General features: G+C 39.7%; 19 protein-coding genes. 4 read left to right on the top strand and 15 right to left on the bottom strand.

Going from position 1 to position 19,980, the window contains the following annotated elements; translation table 11 throughout:
- Positions 1–271: 271 nt before the first annotated feature.
- The 8 genes from AC4J95_RS04810 to metF form a co-directional block, all read right to left on the bottom strand.
- Entirely contained in the window at positions 272–499 is a 228-nt protein-coding gene (locus AC4J95_RS04810; RefSeq protein WP_494548832.1) for a MurR/RpiR family transcriptional regulator, read from the bottom strand.
- Between the two features lie 82 nt (positions 500–581).
- On the bottom strand, positions 582–1,301 hold the full coding sequence (locus AC4J95_RS04815; protein WP_494548833.1) for an alpha/beta hydrolase: 720 nt from the start codon (positions 1,299–1,301) through the stop codon (positions 582–584).
- A gap of 384 nt (positions 1,302–1,685) precedes the next feature.
- The gene (locus AC4J95_RS04820) at positions 1,686–2,207 is read right to left on the bottom strand and encodes a hypothetical protein (RefSeq protein ID WP_494548834.1); all 522 of its coding nucleotides are present in this window, start codon (positions 2,205–2,207) and stop codon (positions 1,686–1,688) included.
- A gap of 489 nt (positions 2,208–2,696) precedes the next feature.
- Positions 2,697–3,248: a hypothetical protein gene (locus AC4J95_RS04825; RefSeq protein ID WP_494548835.1), complete on the bottom strand. Its 552-nt coding sequence runs from the start codon at positions 3,246–3,248 to the stop codon at positions 2,697–2,699.
- Between the two features lie 144 nt (positions 3,249–3,392).
- Complete coding sequence (locus tag AC4J95_RS04830; protein WP_494548836.1) at positions 3,393–3,776, bottom strand: LysR family transcriptional regulator; 384 nt, start codon at positions 3,774–3,776, stop codon at positions 3,393–3,395.
- Positions 3,777–3,793: 17 nt separating this feature from the next.
- Positions 3,794–4,891, bottom strand: a complete 1,098-nt coding sequence (locus tag AC4J95_RS04835) for a PLP-dependent transferase (RefSeq protein ID WP_494548837.1) — start codon at positions 4,889–4,891, stop codon at positions 3,794–3,796.
- 15 nt (positions 4,892–4,906) lie between these two features.
- Positions 4,907–6,007 carry a MalY/PatB family protein gene (locus AC4J95_RS04840; RefSeq protein ID WP_494548838.1) on the bottom strand — a complete coding sequence of 367 codons (1,101 nt, stop codon included), beginning with the start codon at positions 6,005–6,007 and terminating at the stop codon, positions 4,907–4,909.
- 53 nt (positions 6,008–6,060) lie between these two features.
- Positions 6,061–6,918, bottom strand: coding sequence for a methylenetetrahydrofolate reductase [NAD(P)H] (metF, locus tag AC4J95_RS04845; protein WP_494548839.1), 858 nt, complete (start codon positions 6,916–6,918; stop codon positions 6,061–6,063).
- A 201-nt stretch (positions 6,919–7,119) separates the two neighbouring features.
- On the opposite strand from metF, the gene AC4J95_RS04850 reads away from it, so the two are divergent.
- Positions 7,120–8,043, top strand: a complete 924-nt coding sequence (locus AC4J95_RS04850) for a LysR family transcriptional regulator (protein ID WP_494548840.1) — start codon at positions 7,120–7,122, stop codon at positions 8,041–8,043.
- A 125-nt stretch (positions 8,044–8,168) separates the two neighbouring features.
- On the opposite strand, the gene AC4J95_RS04855 is transcribed toward AC4J95_RS04850, so the two are convergent.
- Positions 8,169–8,753, bottom strand: coding sequence for a phosphatase PAP2 family protein (locus AC4J95_RS04855; protein ID WP_494548841.1), 585 nt, complete (start codon positions 8,751–8,753; stop codon positions 8,169–8,171).
- A 252-nt stretch (positions 8,754–9,005) separates the two neighbouring features.
- On the opposite strand from AC4J95_RS04855, the gene AC4J95_RS04860 reads away from it, so the two are divergent.
- Positions 9,006–10,637 (top strand): malolactic enzyme, encoded by a 1,632-nt coding sequence (locus tag AC4J95_RS04860; protein ID WP_494548842.1) that lies wholly within the window; start codon positions 9,006–9,008, stop codon positions 10,635–10,637.
- A gap of 136 nt (positions 10,638–10,773) precedes the next feature.
- A complete protein-coding gene (locus AC4J95_RS04865; RefSeq protein WP_494548843.1) occupies positions 10,774–12,096 on the top strand; it encodes a 2-hydroxycarboxylate transporter family protein in 1,323 nt (440 codons plus the stop codon).
- 110 nt (positions 12,097–12,206) lie between these two features.
- Here the strand turns inward: AC4J95_RS04865 and AC4J95_RS04870 are convergent, their stop codons facing one another.
- The 6 genes from AC4J95_RS04870 to AC4J95_RS04895 all read right to left on the bottom strand — a co-directional run bounded on the left by AC4J95_RS04870 (position 12,207) and on the right by AC4J95_RS04895 (position 18,898).
- Positions 12,207–13,511: an MATE family efflux transporter gene (locus AC4J95_RS04870; RefSeq protein ID WP_494548844.1), complete on the bottom strand. Its 1,305-nt coding sequence runs from the start codon at positions 13,509–13,511 to the stop codon at positions 12,207–12,209.
- A gap of 153 nt (positions 13,512–13,664) precedes the next feature.
- Entirely contained in the window at positions 13,665–14,114 is a 450-nt protein-coding gene (locus AC4J95_RS04875) for a GNAT family N-acetyltransferase (RefSeq protein WP_494548845.1), read from the bottom strand.
- 145 nt (positions 14,115–14,259) lie between these two features.
- Complete coding sequence (locus AC4J95_RS04880) at positions 14,260–15,801, bottom strand: MFS transporter (RefSeq protein WP_494548846.1); 1,542 nt, start codon at positions 15,799–15,801, stop codon at positions 14,260–14,262.
- A 51-nt stretch (positions 15,802–15,852) separates the two neighbouring features.
- Positions 15,853–16,386 (bottom strand): PadR family transcriptional regulator, encoded by a 534-nt coding sequence (locus AC4J95_RS04885; RefSeq protein ID WP_494548847.1) that lies wholly within the window; start codon positions 16,384–16,386, stop codon positions 15,853–15,855.
- 361 nt (positions 16,387–16,747) lie between these two features.
- A complete protein-coding gene (locus AC4J95_RS04890) occupies positions 16,748–17,302 on the bottom strand; it encodes a GNAT family N-acetyltransferase (RefSeq protein ID WP_494548848.1) in 555 nt (184 codons plus the stop codon).
- Positions 17,303–17,428: 126 nt separating this feature from the next.
- Complete coding sequence (locus tag AC4J95_RS04895) at positions 17,429–18,898, bottom strand: ATP-binding protein (RefSeq protein ID WP_494548849.1); 1,470 nt, start codon at positions 18,896–18,898, stop codon at positions 17,429–17,431.
- 176 nt (positions 18,899–19,074) lie between these two features.
- Here AC4J95_RS04895 and AC4J95_RS04900 point away from each other — a divergent pair, with 176 nt between their 5' ends.
- Complete coding sequence (locus AC4J95_RS04900) at positions 19,075–19,965, top strand: hypothetical protein (protein WP_494548850.1); 891 nt, start codon at positions 19,075–19,077, stop codon at positions 19,963–19,965.
- The last annotated feature ends 15 nt before the right edge of the window (positions 19,966–19,980 follow it).

The following is a 19,980-nucleotide window of genomic DNA, read 5'->3' on the forward strand; positions in this document are numbered from 1 at the left end:
ATAGCTTAAGACAATCACACAATCAGCTGTACTTACCTACTCACTTTCGTACAACTGTTCACCATGGATCAATGACACGCTTGTTCCGATAACATGAATTGCCTTTGCATTGTTCAATAGATGGGCAGCTTCGTGCAAAACTTTATAATCAAGAAAGAGAGCGTGTCGCGTATTGTTTCAATCTCAAGAGCTCCGATTTTATTGGCGACAGACATAAAGCTTTCATTCACCGAAAAGGGAATATTGGCATCCACTTCTGAAAAATGCGAATTTAAATACTCCGTCTCTGAAATAAGCGCTCCTTAAGCTCATTCCAGCCAGGCAAACCCATTTTTTGTGCTAATCGTACCGCAGTGGTTGGCGAGGTAAAGGGATTTTTGGCGATCTCCGCAGTAGAAATCTCTTTTACCTCTAAGCCCAGACTAAGAATAAAATCGGCAACGACTTTTTCAGAAGCGGTTAGATCAGGACAATTTTCTATCTTTTCTTTTACTAGCATAATTCCTCCTCATGGAAAAGCAGTTTTTTTGATAGCAGAAACACGAAAAACGCTGATCACATTGCCTGATCAGCGCTTCTACCTATTCAACTTTCTCCGTTAACCAAGCAAGTAAACGCTCTACGACCTGTTGATTTTGAACGGTGATCGTTGATTTTCCATCGCCTTTTTGTGCGCCATAAGCACCAAAGCCCCCATGGTTTCCTCCAGCTATTTCTTGATAATCCGTACTTTTCGGCAAATCTTCTTTGGCTTTCTGATAAGCCTCGCGATTTAAAACCTTGTCATTCTCTCCAGTCAGGGATAGTATGGGTATCTCCGTACCAGCCAAGCTTCCCTTCTCATCTGGATAGCTAGCTAGGAAAAACATCCCTGTCAGCTTATCGGAATGCGCCTTTGCAAAGCGACTGGCCATCACACCACCTAATGAATGTCCTCCTAGCACATAGTCACGTTCAGGATGTTCGGAAAGTACCTTCTCTCCACGATTCGGTGCCAAAACAGCCAAATCTAATGGCATTTTCAAGATATAAACGGGATAACCTTCTTTTGCCAAGGTTTTAGCCCATAGACTATAGCTTTCCGGATCAACTAGCGCTCCTGGATAAAAAATGATCATTGGTTTGGTCTTGTCATTAGAAGGAAAGTAAAGCCAATCCCTGCTGCTTTCCCCTTTTTCTGCTGTCTGTTGTGCCCTCTCTGTCGGAGCATAAGTTTGTGTTTTTAGGTAGGCTACTCCCCCGACCATCACGACAACGATTCCGATCAGAACAGTCAGAAGAATCTTTTTCCATTTCTTCACTGTTATCTCCTCTTTCTATCGTTGTCATCATATCATTTTCGTGAGTTCAGCAGCAATCTTTAGGATTTCTCATGGCTAATCTAAGACTAATCGCTAGGCCGATAGCGTTCCTTTTTTGCTAAATTTCATTTCGATTGTGTCTAATACCTCATCATGAGTTAAAAGCTTTAAAATCAGATATTTCTCTAATACTTTCTATGTTTCGGTATAAGACATTTCCCGCTAATTCTAGTATGTCTAACGTCTCATCCTTTAGCGTGGTGATTCAAATGCCCCGACCATCACGATACTGCTCGTAGTCAATTGATTCTCTTCGCAAGGTTCTTCTTTTCACCCACACACCCTCCTGAATGCTAAACAGCTGATAAATGAAAACACAGATTTTTATACTATCTTTGCTCCGCATTTGTTGCAATAAATCTTCACTTGTTTTTGAAACTGTTCTTCAGAGATGATTGGTGTCTCCTTTGACAACACAAGGTAGTTCGTCTCGCCCACGATCATATCAACCACACTCTTGTTACTGCAGGAAGGACATTTTAGCTTTCTAAGTTTGAATTGTCTCAGGTAGGACCAGGCCGTATTTTGTTCATTAACAGCTCTGCGACAGCGATCGATCATTAACAGCTCGCGATCATCAAGTTCTCTTGCTACTAAAGTTTTTACACTTGGAATATTGGAACATAACGCAAATTCCTTGATTGCCTCTTGGGCAGCCTGTTTATCCGAATATAGTTTTATACTTGCGACTAGGTGAGCGAAGATCGGAATTTCATTCTTTTGACACGTTTCTGATAGTACCCTTGTTGTATTCAGAAATTTTGAACCCTCAATAACACTGATTCCTGTAACATACCCAAAATCTTCATTGCTAGAATAAATCGCATATAGTTTTTTATAGTACATCTTTATTCACTCCTTCATGATGAAATAATCTGACTGGCTCAATTTGAAAATCGATACGGTGAAATTATGAAATATCGTTTGCCAGATATTGGTCTCAGCTATGTAATAGTTAACGATTTCATTTAGCTAAGCATTTGTATTCGAAAATTTTACAGGAAACGATGCATTCATAAATCAATTGTTGAAAAAATAATAGCACATCATTGAATTCGGGAGGTTGTCTATCTTTTTTCTTTTATTTACCAATTTGAATAATTCTTTTTTTATTTTTAGTCATATTATTTTGTTTTATCATTAAGAACGAAAGAAAGGGTCGGACACTTTCACTCGAAATGATTAAATGGATGGCAAAATTTGCTGCACAAAAAAACGCTGATCCTTTTACAGATCAACGTTTCAAATTCTTCGTTCTTGTTTGATTGGTAGGTCGTTTTAGTATAAGCAAATGGAAAAAATCAAGCTGAAATTCTCTTTCACGCCATCAAAAAACTATGCACTTAAGGTTATTCTATAGCACTTTAGCTCGCCATTCTCTACAATCTTCAATTTTAGCATATCTGATCTCTCATTTGCTAAAAGCTTAGGCATTAAATAGTTGCCGATGATATCTTGCTCTGAGGTTCCTTCTTCAAAAAATTCTACATTATTTGAAACTGCACCTGTTTCCTCCAAACTTGAATGAAAAGAATAACTGATCACAGTATCATTTTCGTTTTGACCATATTTCAGCATTTCAGAATTATCTACTAGCTCCAGTCCAAAAATCCCTAGAGTGTCCTCCAAGCTGCACTCTCCCCATTCAGCTTGATTATTGCTGAAAATTTGCTGAATGTCACCGATCTCATTGGACGTGATAGATTCCACGACAACTTCAAAATTGTCTTCCTCCATATTTTGTCTGAACTTGTATAAAATATCTCCAGCTTTATTTAGGACATTGAATTTGAGTGTCATTTCGCCTTTCAACGTGGTAATTAAAATGACACGACCGACTCGATACTCACCATAATGCAACAGTTCTTTCTGAGCCCATATTCCCACGTGATCAACCTCCTATTGTTGCTCTTTAGTTAAGTATAAGTGATATCGAGCCCAGAGCCTAGATGATTGGGCAATAACAAGAATTGTTTTTTTTGGAATAATTTAAAAAAAATGATAATTTAATTTGTTAAGCAGTTTTCAAACTTATTGAAGAGGTGAAATAAAAATGATAGAAAAGTTCTGACAAACAGATTGAAATTCTTCCCTCACTGCCATAAACGGTTCATAAAGGAAGTCATAATGCTGAGAGATCACAGAAAAACTTCTCTTTGTTCCTAGTAAAAAATGCTTCTCCATGTCTTCTACCTGAGCTAATATCCGTTTGGCGTAGATCAAAAAGTCACTCCCGGCTTCTGTTAAGCAGACACCGGATTTTGAGCGATGAAAAAGCTGAACATTCAGTTCGCTCTCCACCTCTTTGATTGAACTGGAAAGGCTAGGCTGCGTAACAAATAATTCTTTAGCCGCCTGGCTGAAGCTCCCCACTTTCGCGATCGTTTGAACATAACGATATTGCTGTAAATTCATGAGCTGCCTCCCTTCATCTAATCATCAAAGACATTGAAGGCCTGAGTCAGATCCGTCAGCAGATCTTGACTATCTTCGATCCCGATCGAAAGGCGTAGCAGGTTGTCAGTCAAACCGTAGGACTCTCGCAGCTCCTGCGGGATATCCGCATGTGTTTGAGTCGTCGGATAAGTGATCAAGGTCTCTACTCCGCCTAAGCTTTCCGCAAAAGTAATTAGCTGTAATTGAGTTAAAAAATGTGTGATTTTACTTGCGTCAGTGACCAAAAAGCTGATCATTCCACCAATCCCGGGATAAAGCACCTTTTCTACTTGAGGAAATTGTCCCAAAGCTTCAGCGATTTCCTGTGCATTGCGTTCTTGCTGTTCAAAACGAACCTTTAATGTTTTCAAGCTGCGAATAAACAACCAGCTGTCAAAGCTTGATAGCGTTGGTCCGGTCGTATTGCTAAGCCAAGCTAATTTCTCACCTATGTCAGAATCCTTTGCCACCACGACCCCTGCCAAAATATCATTATGTCCGCTTAAAAACTTCGTGCCTGAATGAACGACGATGTCTGCCCCTGCCTTTAAAGGCTGCTGCCTTAATGGCGTTGAGAAGGTATTGTCCACGATCAATAGCGACTGCTTTTGTTGAGCTAGTTTCGCGGTATCGGCAATCGAGACCTCCTGCATCAAAGGGTTCGTTGGTGTTTCTAAAAAGACAGCGTCGATCCTTTCAGTCAATTGTCTTTTAAGGCTGTCGAAATCGTCAAAATAATGAAAGACTGCAGCACTTTGTCGTTCTAATTCTTGGAAATATCGATAACTTCCGCCATATAGATCACGGGAAACTAAGAACTCGCTTTTAGCTGGGAAGTAGTTGAAAACTAACTGGATCGCACTCATGCCAGAGCTAGTTACAATCCCATGACTGCCTCCTTCTAACTTCGCCAATGCTTCTTCTAAAATCATTCGAGTAGGATTTTTTGTCCGTGTATAGTCATAGCCCGTACTATGTCCCAGCTCTGGGTGGGAAAAAGTCGTCGATAAGTAGATTGGTGCCGAGACCGCTCCTGTCTGCTTATCACTATGATTCCCAATCTGCGCCAATTCTGTTGCTGTATGATAGTTCATTCTCCATTTCCTCCCTTAAAGCTTGTGATCGACCTCAATTAAATTTGTTATTGCTTTTTGGATATTCTCCGGTTTTGTTGCCAAATTGATACGGATAAATCCTTTTGTTTCAGATGAAAACCATTCCCCGTAATCAATTGCCAATTTAGCCTGATTTTGGACTGTATTCTTTACATCAGCTTCTGTTGACAGCCAGTCTCTTAAGTCCAACCAAGCCAAGTAGGTTCCTTGAAGCTCGCTAAGCTTGATTTCTGGTATAGCATTCAAGAGCTGTCGTTGTAATAGCTGATAGTTTTCTTCTACGATGGCTAACAAATCACGCAGCCAATCATCCCCTGTTTCGTAAGCAGCGATCGCCGCCACTTGTCCCAAAACGCTTATCCCTGTATGGTGATGAAGACTTTCCCATTTCTGATACTGTTTGCGTAAATTTTCGCCTGGCAACCAGATGTGGGCATTCAAAAGTGATGCTAAATTGAACGTTTTTGATGGTGCGTTGCAGACAATCAGCTGATCTAAAAAATCTACCTCTTTAGCCACTGTCACTGCCGAAACAAAGGATGTTCCTGTTAAGATCAAATCAGAATGGATTTCGTCAGAAATGACCAGTACCCCATATTTTTGACACAAGGTAAGGACCGTTTTAAGTTCCTCTTTACTCCAAACACGTCCGACTGGATTGTGAGGAGAACACAGAATGAACAGCTTGATATCATTTTCGATCAGCTGCCGTTCAAAATGAACCAGGTCCATTTGATAGCCAGCCGGTGTTTCAACTAAATTTGAAGTCACAAGCTGACGCTTCTGGTCTCTGATCACATCGAAGAAAGGATAGTACACAGGTGGTTGAACAATGATTTGATCCCCTTCCTCCGTAAAACAATTGATCAAATCGTTCACTTCGTTTTTGTAAAAAAAACGTCCCTTTGTCATCAGACAAAGGGACGGATCATACCGTGTTACCACCCAAATTCGTATTAAAAAAACTCGACAGTTCCATGCGAAACTCGGCAAGGTTCTAACGAGCGTTAACCCGATAGAACACTCAGAGCTCATCTTCATCGAGTTTGCTTTATCCTCTTTCTTACCAGCCGAGGTCTCTGTATCCAGCAGCATCCATTACTCTTCTCATCAACGTTTGATTTATTCTGTTCGATAAACAATTCGCGCTAACCTGCTTTTATTTGGCCACTTAGCACGTTCTTAGTATTTTGATAAATATGCTTTGCCACTTCAGCATTGTTCATTGTATACAGATGAATTCCTGCAACATCTTGTGTCGCTAAATCAATGATCTGATCTACAGCATAAGCCAATCCAGCCTCTCTCAGGGCTACTGGGTCGTGTTCATACTTTTCTAAAATGGCTAAAAATTTCCGTGGAAGCTTCGTGTTCGTTGTCTTGATCAAGCGCAAGGCCTGTTTGCGATTCACGATCGGCATAATTCCTGCCAAAATAGGAACCTTGATATCAGCTAAATCGCAGGATTCTTGAAATTGATAGAACAATTCATTGTCAAAAAACAACTGTGTAATCAACTGATCACATCCTACAGAAACCTTTTGTCTTAAGCTTTTAATATCCTCAATCCGATTTAGAGATTCTGGATGAGCTTCAGGATAGCAAGCGCCACTAACATGAAAAGCTGGTGCTTGCTTCTTTACAAAGTCAATCAAATCACTCGCATAAGTGAAATCCTTTTTAGGTGGTAGCTCAGGACTAATGTCGCCTCGCAGGGCTAAAATCTGATGGATGCCAATTTGATCCAATTGTTCTACTAGTCGTTGGACCTGATTTTGATCCAGATATGCTGCGGGCAGGTGGGCGATTGTCGGCACCTGTAATTCATTATGGATATAATCTGCCACTTTTAGGGTTGTTTCTTCAATCGTTTTCCGATTATTACTACAGGTCACACTGATAAAATCAGGCTGCAGTTCCCGCAGCTCCTCCAATGTCGCAAACAATTTTTCTGTCCCAACTTGAGTATTTGGTGGGAAAACTTCAAATGATAAGATGCTGGACATAACACTCACTTCCATTCAGCTGTTTTCAAGAGTTTTATATTCTTTTTTAAATCAACGCGTCTCTTAGCGGTTCTCCTGTTCAATCTGTGATACAGTACACAATATCATTCTTTTTAGAGATTGAATAACTGATAAAAATAATAACCAGTTATAGCCAATAACTATAACATCAGCTATAATTTATAGAAAAGAGGTGAGACGATGCGTCTGCAGCAATTAATTTATTTTGAGAAAATTATTGAAAAAGGCTCCATCAACGAAGCGGCTAAAGCTTTGTTTCTGACTCAACCCAGTCTCTCCAATGCTCTAAAGGAGCTGGAGAATGAAATGAATGTTCAGTTGCTCGTCCGAAACAAACAAGGGATCATTCCCACTGCAGAAGGTCGTGAATTTCTGATCTATGTCCGCCAAATATTGGATCAAGTCAATTTGCTGGAGGAAAAATTTAAAAATGAACCTCTACGCAGGCAAAATTTTTCAGTTTCTGCCCAACACTATGCCTTTGTGGTCCACGCCTTTGTGGAATTGCTGCGGACCGTCAATGCAGATGAATACAACTTTACTTTGCGTGAGACTGAAACGGAAAATATTTTTGATGACCTTGCTAGCTTCAAAAGCGAATTAGGAGTTTTATATCTGAACTCTTTTAATCGTCAGGTCATGACAAAACTATTTAAAGAGAAGGGATTAGAGTTTACCCCGCTATTTAATGCCAAACCTCATGTCTTTGTCAGTCGGACCAATCCGTTAGTTGCTAAGAAGACAATCCAACTGAGTGATCTTGAGGAGTATCCTTATTTATCCTACGAGCAAGGGGATAACAACTCGTTCTATTTTTCCGAAGAAATTCTCAGCACTTGGGATCGGAAAAAGAACATTAAGGTCAGTGATCGCGCCACGATTTTTAATCTAATGGTTGGCCTGAATGGCTACACAATCAGTTCTGGAATCATCAGTAGTGAGCTAAATGATGATAAGATCGTCGCAATTCCTTTAGAGTACGAGGATGTGATCACCTTAGGCTGGATCAAGCAGCAGCAGCTGGAGCTAAGTCATTTGGGGCACACTTATCTAGAACTATTAAAAGAGCATATTCGCGGCTATGGATTTGAAATTATTCAATAAAAATAGTCAAGAACTTCTCTGTTAATGAGAAGCTCTTGACTATTTTTTACACTAATTCAATCTAATCAATAGTAACTGAACCGATTCTTACTTACGATCACTATTAATGATGAGCTCACTTGCCCTCACCCATAAATAAACAACCACCATTGCAGAATCAGCGTGATCCCGGCACCAAACAACCAGCCGCCTACTACGTCTGACAAGTAATGAATTCCTAAATACACGCGAGAAAAGCCAATCATTCCAGCGATTATTACACAAAGGATTACCAATAAGGGCAGCCATTGAGGATAAACCGCCCCGCCACCAAGTGCGATACTACAATAAAGCGCGCTAGAGCACGTCGCGTGGAAACTAGGAAAACTGGCATCCACCTCTTCAACTAAGCGCTCACCCACCGGACGGGGACGCTTGACAATCCGTTTGATCAGATAAGCCAAACCCCAGCCAATAGCTAGAGATAGACCAGCTGGTTTCAAGATTGCTGAACGAAATGGTGGAACTAGGGCCAACGCACCAATCACAATAATCACCCCCGTTGCTCGGCCAAGCTTAGTAAAAAACAGCATGATCCGATTGGCGAAGGGCCGGCGCCAGGCTATTACTTTGAGGGTTATCTCTTCATCGAACTGTTGTAAATTTAAGAATAAAAGGCTGAACAGCAACACTAAGAATAATAGCAAACAACTAATTCCCACAATTAACATGTCCTCTCCCCCCTCCAGATAGTAAAGTAACTGCCAATTAAGAACTCCGTATATCTCTTATATTCAGTATAACCCAATTTATTTTCTGTGTGTTAAAGAGACAAAAGGATTCTTTCTGGAAAAAGTATGATTCCCTTGTACGCTCCTTCCCCTCCCTCATATAAACAAAACTTATCGTTACCCAACGTTTTGACTATACTTTCCTTCTCCTTTTATACTTCGTGAGCAATCAAAATTTAGGAGGATCTATTTATGCTTACAGGTTTAAATTTATTAAACAACCCCTTTTTAAATAAAGGAACTGCTTTTACCAAAGAAGAACGGGCAAAATACGGTATTACAGGAATGCTTCCAAGCACCGTTCAAACATTAGAACAACAAGCTGTTCAAGCCTACGGACAATATTTAAGCAAACCATCTGATTTGGAAAAACGTATTTTCTTAATGAACGTTTTTAATACAAACCGGACATTATTCTACAAATTAATGGGTCAACATCTAGTTGAGTTCATGCCAATCGTTTATGATCCAGTTGTTGCGGATTCCATCGAACAATACAACGAAATCTTCGTTGAACCACAAGATGCAGCTTTCTTATCTATCGATGATCCAGAAAGTATTAAAGACAGCTTGAAAAACGCTGCTGACGGCCGCGACATTCGTTTGATCGTTGTGACTGATGCAGAAGGAATCTTAGGTATGGGTGACTGGGGTGTTAACGGTGTCGACATCGCTATCGGTAAATTAATGGTTTACACAGCTGCAGCTGGAATTAACCCGGCACAAGTATTACCTGTCTCTATCGATGCTGGTACGAATAACGAAGAATTATTGAATAATCCGCTTTACTTAGGGAACCGTCATGAACGTGTAACTGGCGACACTTACTATGACTTCATCGACAAATTCGTTGAATCAGCAACAGAGCTTTTCCCTGAATTGCTATTGCACTGGGAAGACTTCGGACGTGGCAATGCCGCAAATATCTTAGAAAAATATCAAGATAAGATCACTACCTTTAATGATGATATCCAAGGAACTGGGATCGTTGTACTTGCCGGTGTATTAGGCGGATTGAACATTTCTGGTGAAGACTTGAAAGATCAAACGATTTTAACATTTGGTGCTGGTACTGCCGGTGTTGGTATTGCCAACATTCTATTAAAGGAAATGGTTCGTCAAGGAACTCCTGAAGAAGAAGCGCGTAAACACTTCTACCAAGTTGACAAACAAGGTCTATTATTTGAAGACACAGAAGGCTTAACTCCTGGACAAATTCCATTTGCTAGAAAACGTGCAGAATTTACAAACAGTGAAGAATTAACAAACCTAGAAGCCGTAGTGAAAGAAATTCACCCTACAATTATGATCGGGACTTCTACTCAACCAGGTGCTTTCAGCGAAACAATCATTAAAGAAATGGCTGCACACACTGAACGTCCAATCATTATGCCTTTATCAAACCCAACAAAATTAGCGGAAGCAACTGCTGAAGACCTAATTAACTGGACTGATGGTAAAGCCTTGATCGGAACGGGTATCCCTGCTGCCGATGTGGAATACAAAGGCGTGACTTATCAAATTGGTCAAGCTAATAATGCGCTAATGTACCCAGGTCTTGGTTTAGGCTTAATTGCTTCAACTTCGACTCGCGTAAATGATGAAATCATTTCTCAAGCTAGCCGTGCTTTAGGCGGAATTGTTGATGTCACAAAACCAGGTGCATCTATCTTGCCTCCAGTCGCTAAATTGACGGAATTCTCTCAAATCATCGCTGAAACAGTCGTGAAATCAGTGGTTGACCAACAATTGAACCGTGAAGAAATCTCAGATGTGAAAGCGGCTGTTGAAGAGGCTAAATGGGTTCCTGAATACAACGATTAATCCCAATCATCCCTTCCCCCTTGATATGATTTGGGTTTATATAGAAACATCTCTCTGAAATGAGGGAGTAGATGCTGCTCTACTCCCCATTTTTATGGATTCAACAATGTTTTATTAAAGAAAGGATCTTTTAAAAATGGCACAAAAAGAATCAACAACTGCGATGCCGGTTGAAGAAAAAAAGACCAGCTTCTGGTCCACAAAAATTACTGGCGTCAGCCTTCCAATCTATTTGATCATGGTGGTCGTTCTGATCGTGGCAATGGCTTTAGGCAAGCTGCCAACAAATATGATCGGACCAATCGCTATTCTAGTAATCTTTGGGAACTTATTCCATTTTATCGGCAATAAAATTCCAATCGTTAAAAGCTATCTTGGTGGCGGATCAGTGTTTGCGATCTTCGCTTCTGCGGCAATCGCCACGTTTGGCATCTTACCTGCTGAAGTTGTAAAATCAACACAAAATTTTGTCAGCAACATGGGCTTCTTAGACTTTTATATTGCGGCTTTGATCACTGGTAGTATCCTGGGGATGAATCGTAAATTATTGATGAAGGCTTCTGTTCGCTTTATTCCTGTAGCACTTATTTCAATGGTTGTTTCTTTCTTCGCAGTTGGACTTATTGGTATGCTGATCGGTAACGGTTTTGCAAACTCTGTTCTATACATCTCATTACCTGCGATGGCTGGTGGTGTTGGTGCCGGAGCTGTTCCTTTATCAACTATTTATGCTCATGTTCTAGGAACTGACGCATCATCGATCATTTCACGTTTGATCCCTGCGACAGCCATGACGAATGTTTTAGCAATTATCGGCGCCGCTTTAGTTGCTCGTGCCGGTCAATCATTGCCTAAACTAAACGGCAATGGCAAATTGATGGAAAAAGGCGATCTTGGCGATGGCAAACCTCGCGAAGTAAAACCTGATATCGCTCAACTTGGTGTTGGTTTAATGGTTGCCTTGACCTTCTTCATTTTGGGACAAATCTGTAACTTCTTTGTTCCAAAAATTCATGCCTATGCTTTTATGATTATTATCGTTGTTATTTGTAAAATTACCAATATCTTACCTGAGTACTATGAAGATGCTGCGATCATGTTCAACAACTTGATTGTTAAAAACTTAACTGCTGCAGTTCTTGCCGGTATTGGTATTGCGCTATTGAACTTGAACGTTCTAGCTTCAGCATTAACGTGGCAATTCGTTGTTCTGTGTTTGACAAGTGTCGTAGTCATTTCTCTTGTTTCTGGATTTGTCGGTCGTCTATTTGGTTTATATCCAATCGAATCAACGATTACTGCTGGTCTATGTAACAACTCAATGGGTGGCACTGGGAATGTAGCCGTGTTATCTGCCGCAAACCGCATGGAATTGATTGCCTTTGCTCAAATGGGCAACCGTTTAGGTGGTGCGATCGTACTGATTATTTCAGGATTCTTAATGCAACTATTCTCATAAGCTTTTATCATGTAAAGAATCATTGATAAAACTTGATAAGTATAAACCGATCGAACATTCTACTTTTTATTAGGAAAGTGAATGTTCGATCGGTTTTTTATTATTGATAGCTAGATAACGGAATCCGTTCCTAACATTTTTTTACTAGATTTATCATACTGTCTTAAAAAGAAAAAGGAAAACAGCAAGGTCGCCCCTTCAGTTACTGGCAAGCTCACCCATGCTCCCGTCAGTCCAAAAATTCCAGCTAAAACGATGACTAAAGGAATTAAGAAGATGTATCCACGAAATAACGCCAGCGCAAAGGCCTGCTTTGCCCGCCCAATAGCCGAAAAGAAGATACTAAAAACGACGTTAAAGGAAGATCCGAACAATGATAGAAAGAATATCGGAATTCCGGCAGCAGCCAATTGAATCAGTATTGGATCATTCTCACGATTGAAGGCAGAGATGATTGGATACTTTAAGAAAAACAGAAGCAGATATAAGCCGACCGCCATTAGAAAACTAGTTCTCAAACCAAAGTTCAACACTTTTTTGACTGTAGGCGTATCTCCTTTGTTTACCGCACGACTGATCAATGGTTGGATACCCTGCGCGACACCGGTAAATAGGGATAATGCTACTACTAAAATATTCGCCAAAACACCATATGCGGCGATGGCAATATCCCCTCCTAAGCCAATTAACACCTGATTGAAGACCAAGATGCTAACACCAGTGCTCATTTCAGCAAGAAAAGACGAAAGACCTAATTGGACACTTTTAGTGATTGTTCTCAGTTCAGGTATTGACCAAGTCAATGAAAGTTGGCGTTTCGAAAACTTGCGATGGGTACTCAAAATCATCAGGCTCAGTATTGGCGACAAAACAGTTGCTAATGCAGCACCAGCCATTCCTAGATTCATTGGGAAGACGAAAATATAGTCAAACACGATATTAAAAAGACTTGAACAAATCATCGCCTTCATCGCCAATTGCGGATTTTGATCGTTGCGAATGAACGCTAAACATAGGTTGTTCAAAATAAAAAATGGCGCCATCACTAGAATAAAGCGCATATACATGACAGTCAGTTCAACCGTCGCCCCGCTCGCACCCAATAGCAGTGCCAAATCATGACTAAAAAAAACACCAATAATTGTGAAGAAAAGCCCGATAGCGACACCGACAATTAACAGCTGTGAGAAATAATCGCCCCTTCTCCCCTTGAGGGTAAAAAGAGTGGCCCCCCCCATCCCCAGCAATAATCCTAGTCCTGTCAATAAATTAAACAGTGGAAGTGCGATATTCAAGGCCGCTAAGCCCAGCACCCCTACACCATTTGCGATGAAAAAGGTGTCTGCTAAAATGTACAGTGATAATCCCAATGTGCTTAAAACGCTCCGTGTTACATACCCTTTGATCTCGTTCATCTGAATTCCCTCCACAAAAAAATAGCATCCTACCCTCCGATGGCCTAAGGGGTAGACTGCTACTCAAAACAAAACCCGGCGATTTTGCTAAAAGTTCTTCATAATTTCCTTACATTCTAGCAACAAACAAATGAAAAGGCAACCACGATTTTTTTAAGTATTTAGATACATAATTCTTTCACCGTTTTCTGGATCATATTTCTGGCTATCGAGGAACCCAAATCGCTGATAATAGGGGATGATTTTTTCATTCTCATCATGCACACTTAAATAGATCCTTTCGACCGCATACTCTTGCTTCATAAACTCAATCAACAAAGGAATAAATAAGGTACCCAACCCTTCTCCTTGAAAGTTGGTATCAATCATTAAACGATCCAGCCACATTGCGCTCCCGTTTTTGGCGCCAATCATAGAGAATCCGACTAATCGCGTATCGTGATACAGCGCCAGTGGTCGCCAGTTAAATGAGCGATCATAAGCTGCTTCCAACAAAGACTGCTGGTTGGTTTCGATGAAGTTATTCTGGTCCTCTGAAACAGATAACGCCGCAATTTCACGCCAATTCGTCTCGTCAACATCCTTAATAAATAAATCAATCATCTGTTTTTCCCTTCTTTTCTCAACACCATCATCTGTTAACTACTGTTTTTATAATCCGCATTTTATCAGAAAAATAAGAATATCTCAGTACGCTAAAAAATTGACCCATGTACTCATTTAGATTTTCGAGAAAAAATAGTATTCGTTAGTTTTGTTCAACTACTTCCTTACTTTCACGCATAAAGATCGCCGCGCCGACAGCACCAATCAAAACGATTGTACCAGCAACGTAACAGATTTGAATTAGCCCTTTATCAAAGGCATCGACTACCACCTTCTGTAATTCGTTGGCAAAAGGGGCTTTGCTCAAAGCATCTGAAAAGGCAATTTCATGACCAGAAAATGGTCCAGCTTTAATCAAGCTCGTCGTTAATTTTTCTGGTAGTTGCAAGGATGACGAATGTTGATTCAACACGTCCGCATAACGATTGGCTTCCACCAACCCTAAAATAACTACACCAAAACTAGTACCAAATTGTCGGAAAACATTCAGTAAGCCAGAGGCCATCCCCATTTCTTGTGGAGCTACACCCTCTAATCCAGCTGAGTTCAATACTGGATTGACGATCCCGTTTGCGATCCCGATCATGACCAGCGTTGGCCATAATTGGGCATACCCCATGGTTGGTGATAATTGACCAATCAAGAAAATGAACCCAACCCCGCTGACTAATAGGCCAGCGACGATCATCCATTTCTTCGAAAATTTATTTCCAAGAATTCCGACAACTGGACCTAAAATCAATGACCAAACAGATAGCGCTAATTGACGAATTCCTGTATCAAAAGCGGACCACCCGATGTAATTTTGCATTAGGACAGTCAAGTACGTATTAAAGGCATATATTCCTGAGCCTAAAGCAAAGGCGACCAAAACAGAACCGATAAAGTTGATGTTTTTAAACATCTTCAAATTCATCATAGGGTTTTGAACTCTGCCTTCCACAAAAATAAACAATGCCAAGAAAACTACCGCTAAAAGCAGCCAGCCGCCCACACGTGGATCGGTCCAAGCTACACCGATATGCGTTTCTTTTTGAATCAAGCCATAAATTCCGCTAAATAAAGCCGCCGCAGATAAAATCATTCCCATAAAGTCGATTTTTTGGTCTTTTCCATAACTTGGTGTTTCATTTACGAAACGTATCGTCATCAGGACAGCGATGATCCCGATTGGTAAATTGATAAAGAAAATTGATTCCCAACCAAAGGCATCTACCAGTAACCCACCGACTAACGGACCTGAAGCGGAGGACAACCCGATGACTGATCCTAAAATACCTAAAGCCAACCCTCGCTGCTTGCCATCAAAGTTGGAGGCGACCAGAGCCATTGACAAGGACATCATCCCTGCTCCGCCAACTGCTTGTACACCACGCCCAATGTCTAAAATTAGTAATGATGGGGCAAAACCATTCACCACTGAGGCAATAACGAATAAGATTAAGCTAGCTAAAAAGACCTTTTTACGACCATACATATCGCCCATTTTTGAGACGATCAGTAAGGTGACCGCAAAAACTAAAGTATATGCATTCAAGACCCACTGCAATTGAGTAAAGGGTTCATTGAAGGCCTTTTGCATTGTTGGCAATGCCACATTGACAACTGTTACATCTAAAAGTCCCATGAAGACGCCTAAAGACATCGCGACCAATGAGAACCATTTTTTTGAAGAATTTTTCATAAACTGTTAACACTCCTACCATCTATAAATAGCAATCGACTCAACGAAAAGTTATTTTCGCTCAGCGATTTGTCTCTTGATCCAAGTTAATTTTGTTTGGGCGATTTGGATATCCAACTCATATGCTTCTACAAGAATGCGAAAACGTTCCGCATTTTCTGGAAAACGCTCTTGATGTTCCGCCATTTCATCTTGCGCTTTTTGATAGAAAGCCAGATCTTTTTCAATAAATGATTGGAATTCTGCTAAGATCTCTAATTGCTCATCGAGCGTTACGCTGTCCATTGACCGTAATTTAAAATGAATCATATCATTTCGCTTTGCATCTGAAGGAATTTTTTCTTTCATCAATTCAATGAAGCGGTCTACGCCCTTTGTAGTAATATGCCACAATTTCATCTTTCGTCCTTCTTCATAGACCGTTGAAGTGATGAGCCCTTCCTTTTCTAACCGTTCTAATGAAGGATAGAGCACCCCACTAGACACTTTTCTCATCGGCTGCAAAGCAGAACCGACGATTTTTTGTAGTTTATAACCGGTTTTATCACTGGTGATCAAAGAACCTAAAAGCAGTAAATCATACATGATATCCTCCCTTCCGACAAAAATATACATAAGTCTTTTAGATATATCGCCTTGCTTATTATAGGTCTTTTAGACATATTGTCAACCAAAAATTTTTTTCAATTAAAATAACTTGTTTCTTAAAAAAGATACGAAAAAAGATGACCTGTTGATCAGACCATCTTCTTCATTCAATTAAGTATTATCGCTTTAGATTTGTTGTGATATATAGTCCAGCATACAATGACTTAGCGTATTCTTAAACCTGTGATCTATACCATGGAAAGTATCCAAAACTTTTAGTTTTATGCCATCTGATGGTTGCACAAGCTCGACTTCAACTTTAATCTTCCAGAATCTGCATAGTTTTTTGTAGCTGATTTTATAACAATTTTCTTACGACTATTTTTTCATCAATTTCATATAGAGCTTCAAAACCAAAGTTGTGATAGAGCTGTTGCGGACCCATAAATTCCTGATAAAGCTCATTAAAGGATTTGTCTGGATAAGCTTCTAAAATGTCGAAACCCTCTTCTCGTGCATCAATAATAATCCGCTCTAATAGTTTAGATGCTACACCCATTTTTTGATATTCAGGATGAACGTAAAAGCAAAAGATACTTTTAACTTTCTGTGAGGGCTCTTGGTGAACGGAAGTTAGAATCTGGCGCCAGCCTTCACACTGGACGCATTGATTTTTCTCATTCGTGTTGCACCAGCCAATCACTTTTCCTTGCTCATAGGCTAGATAGCCTATGAGCTTACGGTTTTTGATTGAGGTAACAGCATAGTTTTTTCTCGTCTCTATCCGCTCAAAATTTTCACCATTGAACTCATTACTCGTCCAGCTGCAACAAAAGCACTGGTTTCCTTTTTCGAAAAAAGCGAGATAATCCTCCATCCGTTCTTCATTAATTTTATGAATAGTGATTTTCATCAAAAGCCCCCCATTTAATCATTTATCTTATCAATAATATCTTATTTCCATGAACATGTTCTTCAAGCAGTTTATCCGTAAAAACAGGATGACGTTTCCATAGCTTATTATTTCGTTTGGTAAAATTTAGCCGCGTTTGGGAAATCGAATCGTAAATAAAGTCCCTTCATTTATCTTACTCGATACTTCAATCGTTCCTTCATGCAGGCGTATTAGTTCTTTGACTATAGAAAGACCTAATCCTGATTCACTTAATTTTGTGTTTTTTCTAGAAGGATCAGCTTTGTAGTATCTATCCCAAATATTTTTTTGTTCTTCTTCACTCATTCCAATACCATTATCTTCAACAGTCACAATGGTATCAGAAGCTGTATCCTGCACTGCCACTTTTACTTTCCCGTTTTGGGTGAACTGGATCGCATTTTGAATGACATTTACCATGATTTGAATAAATCGATCATGATCAGCATATATTTCAATCGGGTGATCATTTACTAAATGCAACTCATTATTCATTGAGGTTGCTTTTTCGTTTAGTTGAGTGAAGATATTTTTAATCGCCTCAACCGCATCGAAATGTGTCAGTGATAAGGTGATTTGATGGCTACGGATATTTTCGTAATCTAGATTTTGTTTTACCAAGCGAATCAAGCGATCTGTTTCATTTTGCATTAGTAAAACGGCTTTGTCTTTTTGTGCTTCTGGAATCGCGTTATATCTGAGTCCTTCCAATAATCCTTTGATCGTTGTCAAAGGTGTTCGCATTTCATGGGAAGTATTCGCCATGAATTGTTTGCGAAGCTCTTCTTGTCGGATAATTTCCTTTTCGTTATCCTGTAGCGCAACGGCCATTTTATTAAAATCATGCGCCAACTCATGAAACTCATCTTTATTATCCTTTTCTTCGATTGCTATTTCGTAATTTCCATTGGCGATTTGATTTACCGCACGTTTTAAGTCATTGATTTTCTTCACTTGCCTTGCTGCTAGTCCGAAACTGATGGCTCCCCCAAATAATAGTGAGATAATAAAGCCTTTTAGCAGATTATCAGTTATCAGTTTTTGACTGTATTCCAGATCATGGGCAGACTTTGAAGCAATCAAAACTCCGTCGAACTTACTTGAACTATATCTATTAGAGAGAACGTAAGAAGTTTGATTAGGCTTTCCATTGAAATCATACTTAATTGTTTTATAGATGTGTTCACCATTTCTAATTTTTTCCCATTCTGAATTATTTAACAGTGATTTCGATATTTCTAAATTTTCAGTTGGATAGATAATATGCTGTTGACTATTGATCATCACAAAATTGATTCCTTGATTCGCCAAGACTCTTTCAGCATTGTATAAGGAATATATCAGGCGATCTTCCCGACTTAGATCATTATAAGGATCCGATGTAAACGATTCAGGATAATCTGGTTCAGAAAGATCTAACATGCTTTGAACAGAGTCAATGTAGCTTTCAATTTCACTATAATTCTGGTTAACCAATGTACGTCTATTTATATTGGTAAAAGCCACGCCGATAAAAATAATTGTGAGAATAATTAAAAACCAAAAAGCCAGCAGCTGCTGATACAGATATTTCATAGCCATCCTCTTCTTATTTCATTTATTATCTATCTTTACCTTAACGGAAACTTAAATGTAAATCTCATAATTCATTAAATTTTCAAAGAATAATCTTACTTTATGAGAAAATCAGCTATTCTCTATTCCAATCGGATGCTAAACTAAAATAAGAATGAAATGTATGGGGTGTTTGGATGGTAAAAGAAGACAAATTGGATGCTGCTCTGCAACTAAAACAAGCCATTAGAGCAAATGACGAAAACGTAAATGTTCAATGGAACCTAGAAAATTCAGATATTATTACAAAAATTTTAGCTGAGAATTATCGTACGGATACCTTCACAGGTTTACGTAAGCTAGAATTTTTATTGGCGGAGCTTTCAGAAATCCCTTTTTTTGAGCGATTGGAAAAAGTTCAAAAAATGCTTGATACACTTCACAGCTTTACAAATGTTCAGCAGGGATACTCGCTGACTGGTAAGCAAGACGGTGTCCTAGCTTGTCATAACGCAATTTGTACATTGGTTTTCATTCGTGCTGACAAAAAAGAATGGGCTGAACAAGGTGTTCGTTGGATTATCTCTTTCCTACCATTTGATAAAGGCGAAACTTCCACCTGGCAAGGTAAAGATCTTTTTCATCGTTTTGGCGGGTGTGTCGGCAAGGGACCTTGCTATGACGGGCTAGTCAAATCAGTTAAGGCGCTCTCGGAATATTCAAAAAAATATGGCGATCTTCCAGGACTTCAGGAAAAATTGCAGCTAGGACTAGCTTATATTTTGGATCATCGCGCTATTTTTCATCAGCATAGCGATGAGTACCTATATAAGGACCTGATCACTCTTTTCTACCCTTATCCTTATCGCACCAATGTAATTGAAGTGTTAGCTTTACTGAAATCTGAGAAGCTTCTCGATCGAGCCGAATGTCAGGCGGCAATTGATTATTTGCGAAGGAAACAAATGAAGGATGGCTATTGGCAGGCGGAAAAAATTTTTATGAAGAGCTCTTGGGTTCCTTTTGATCAGTTGAAGAAGTCGGGAACGTGGATTAGTGATGAGATTAATTGGATATTAGCTAAATAAAAAGACCTCTATGAC

Source organism: Enterococcus sp. GPZ-007, from assembly GCF_059374735.1.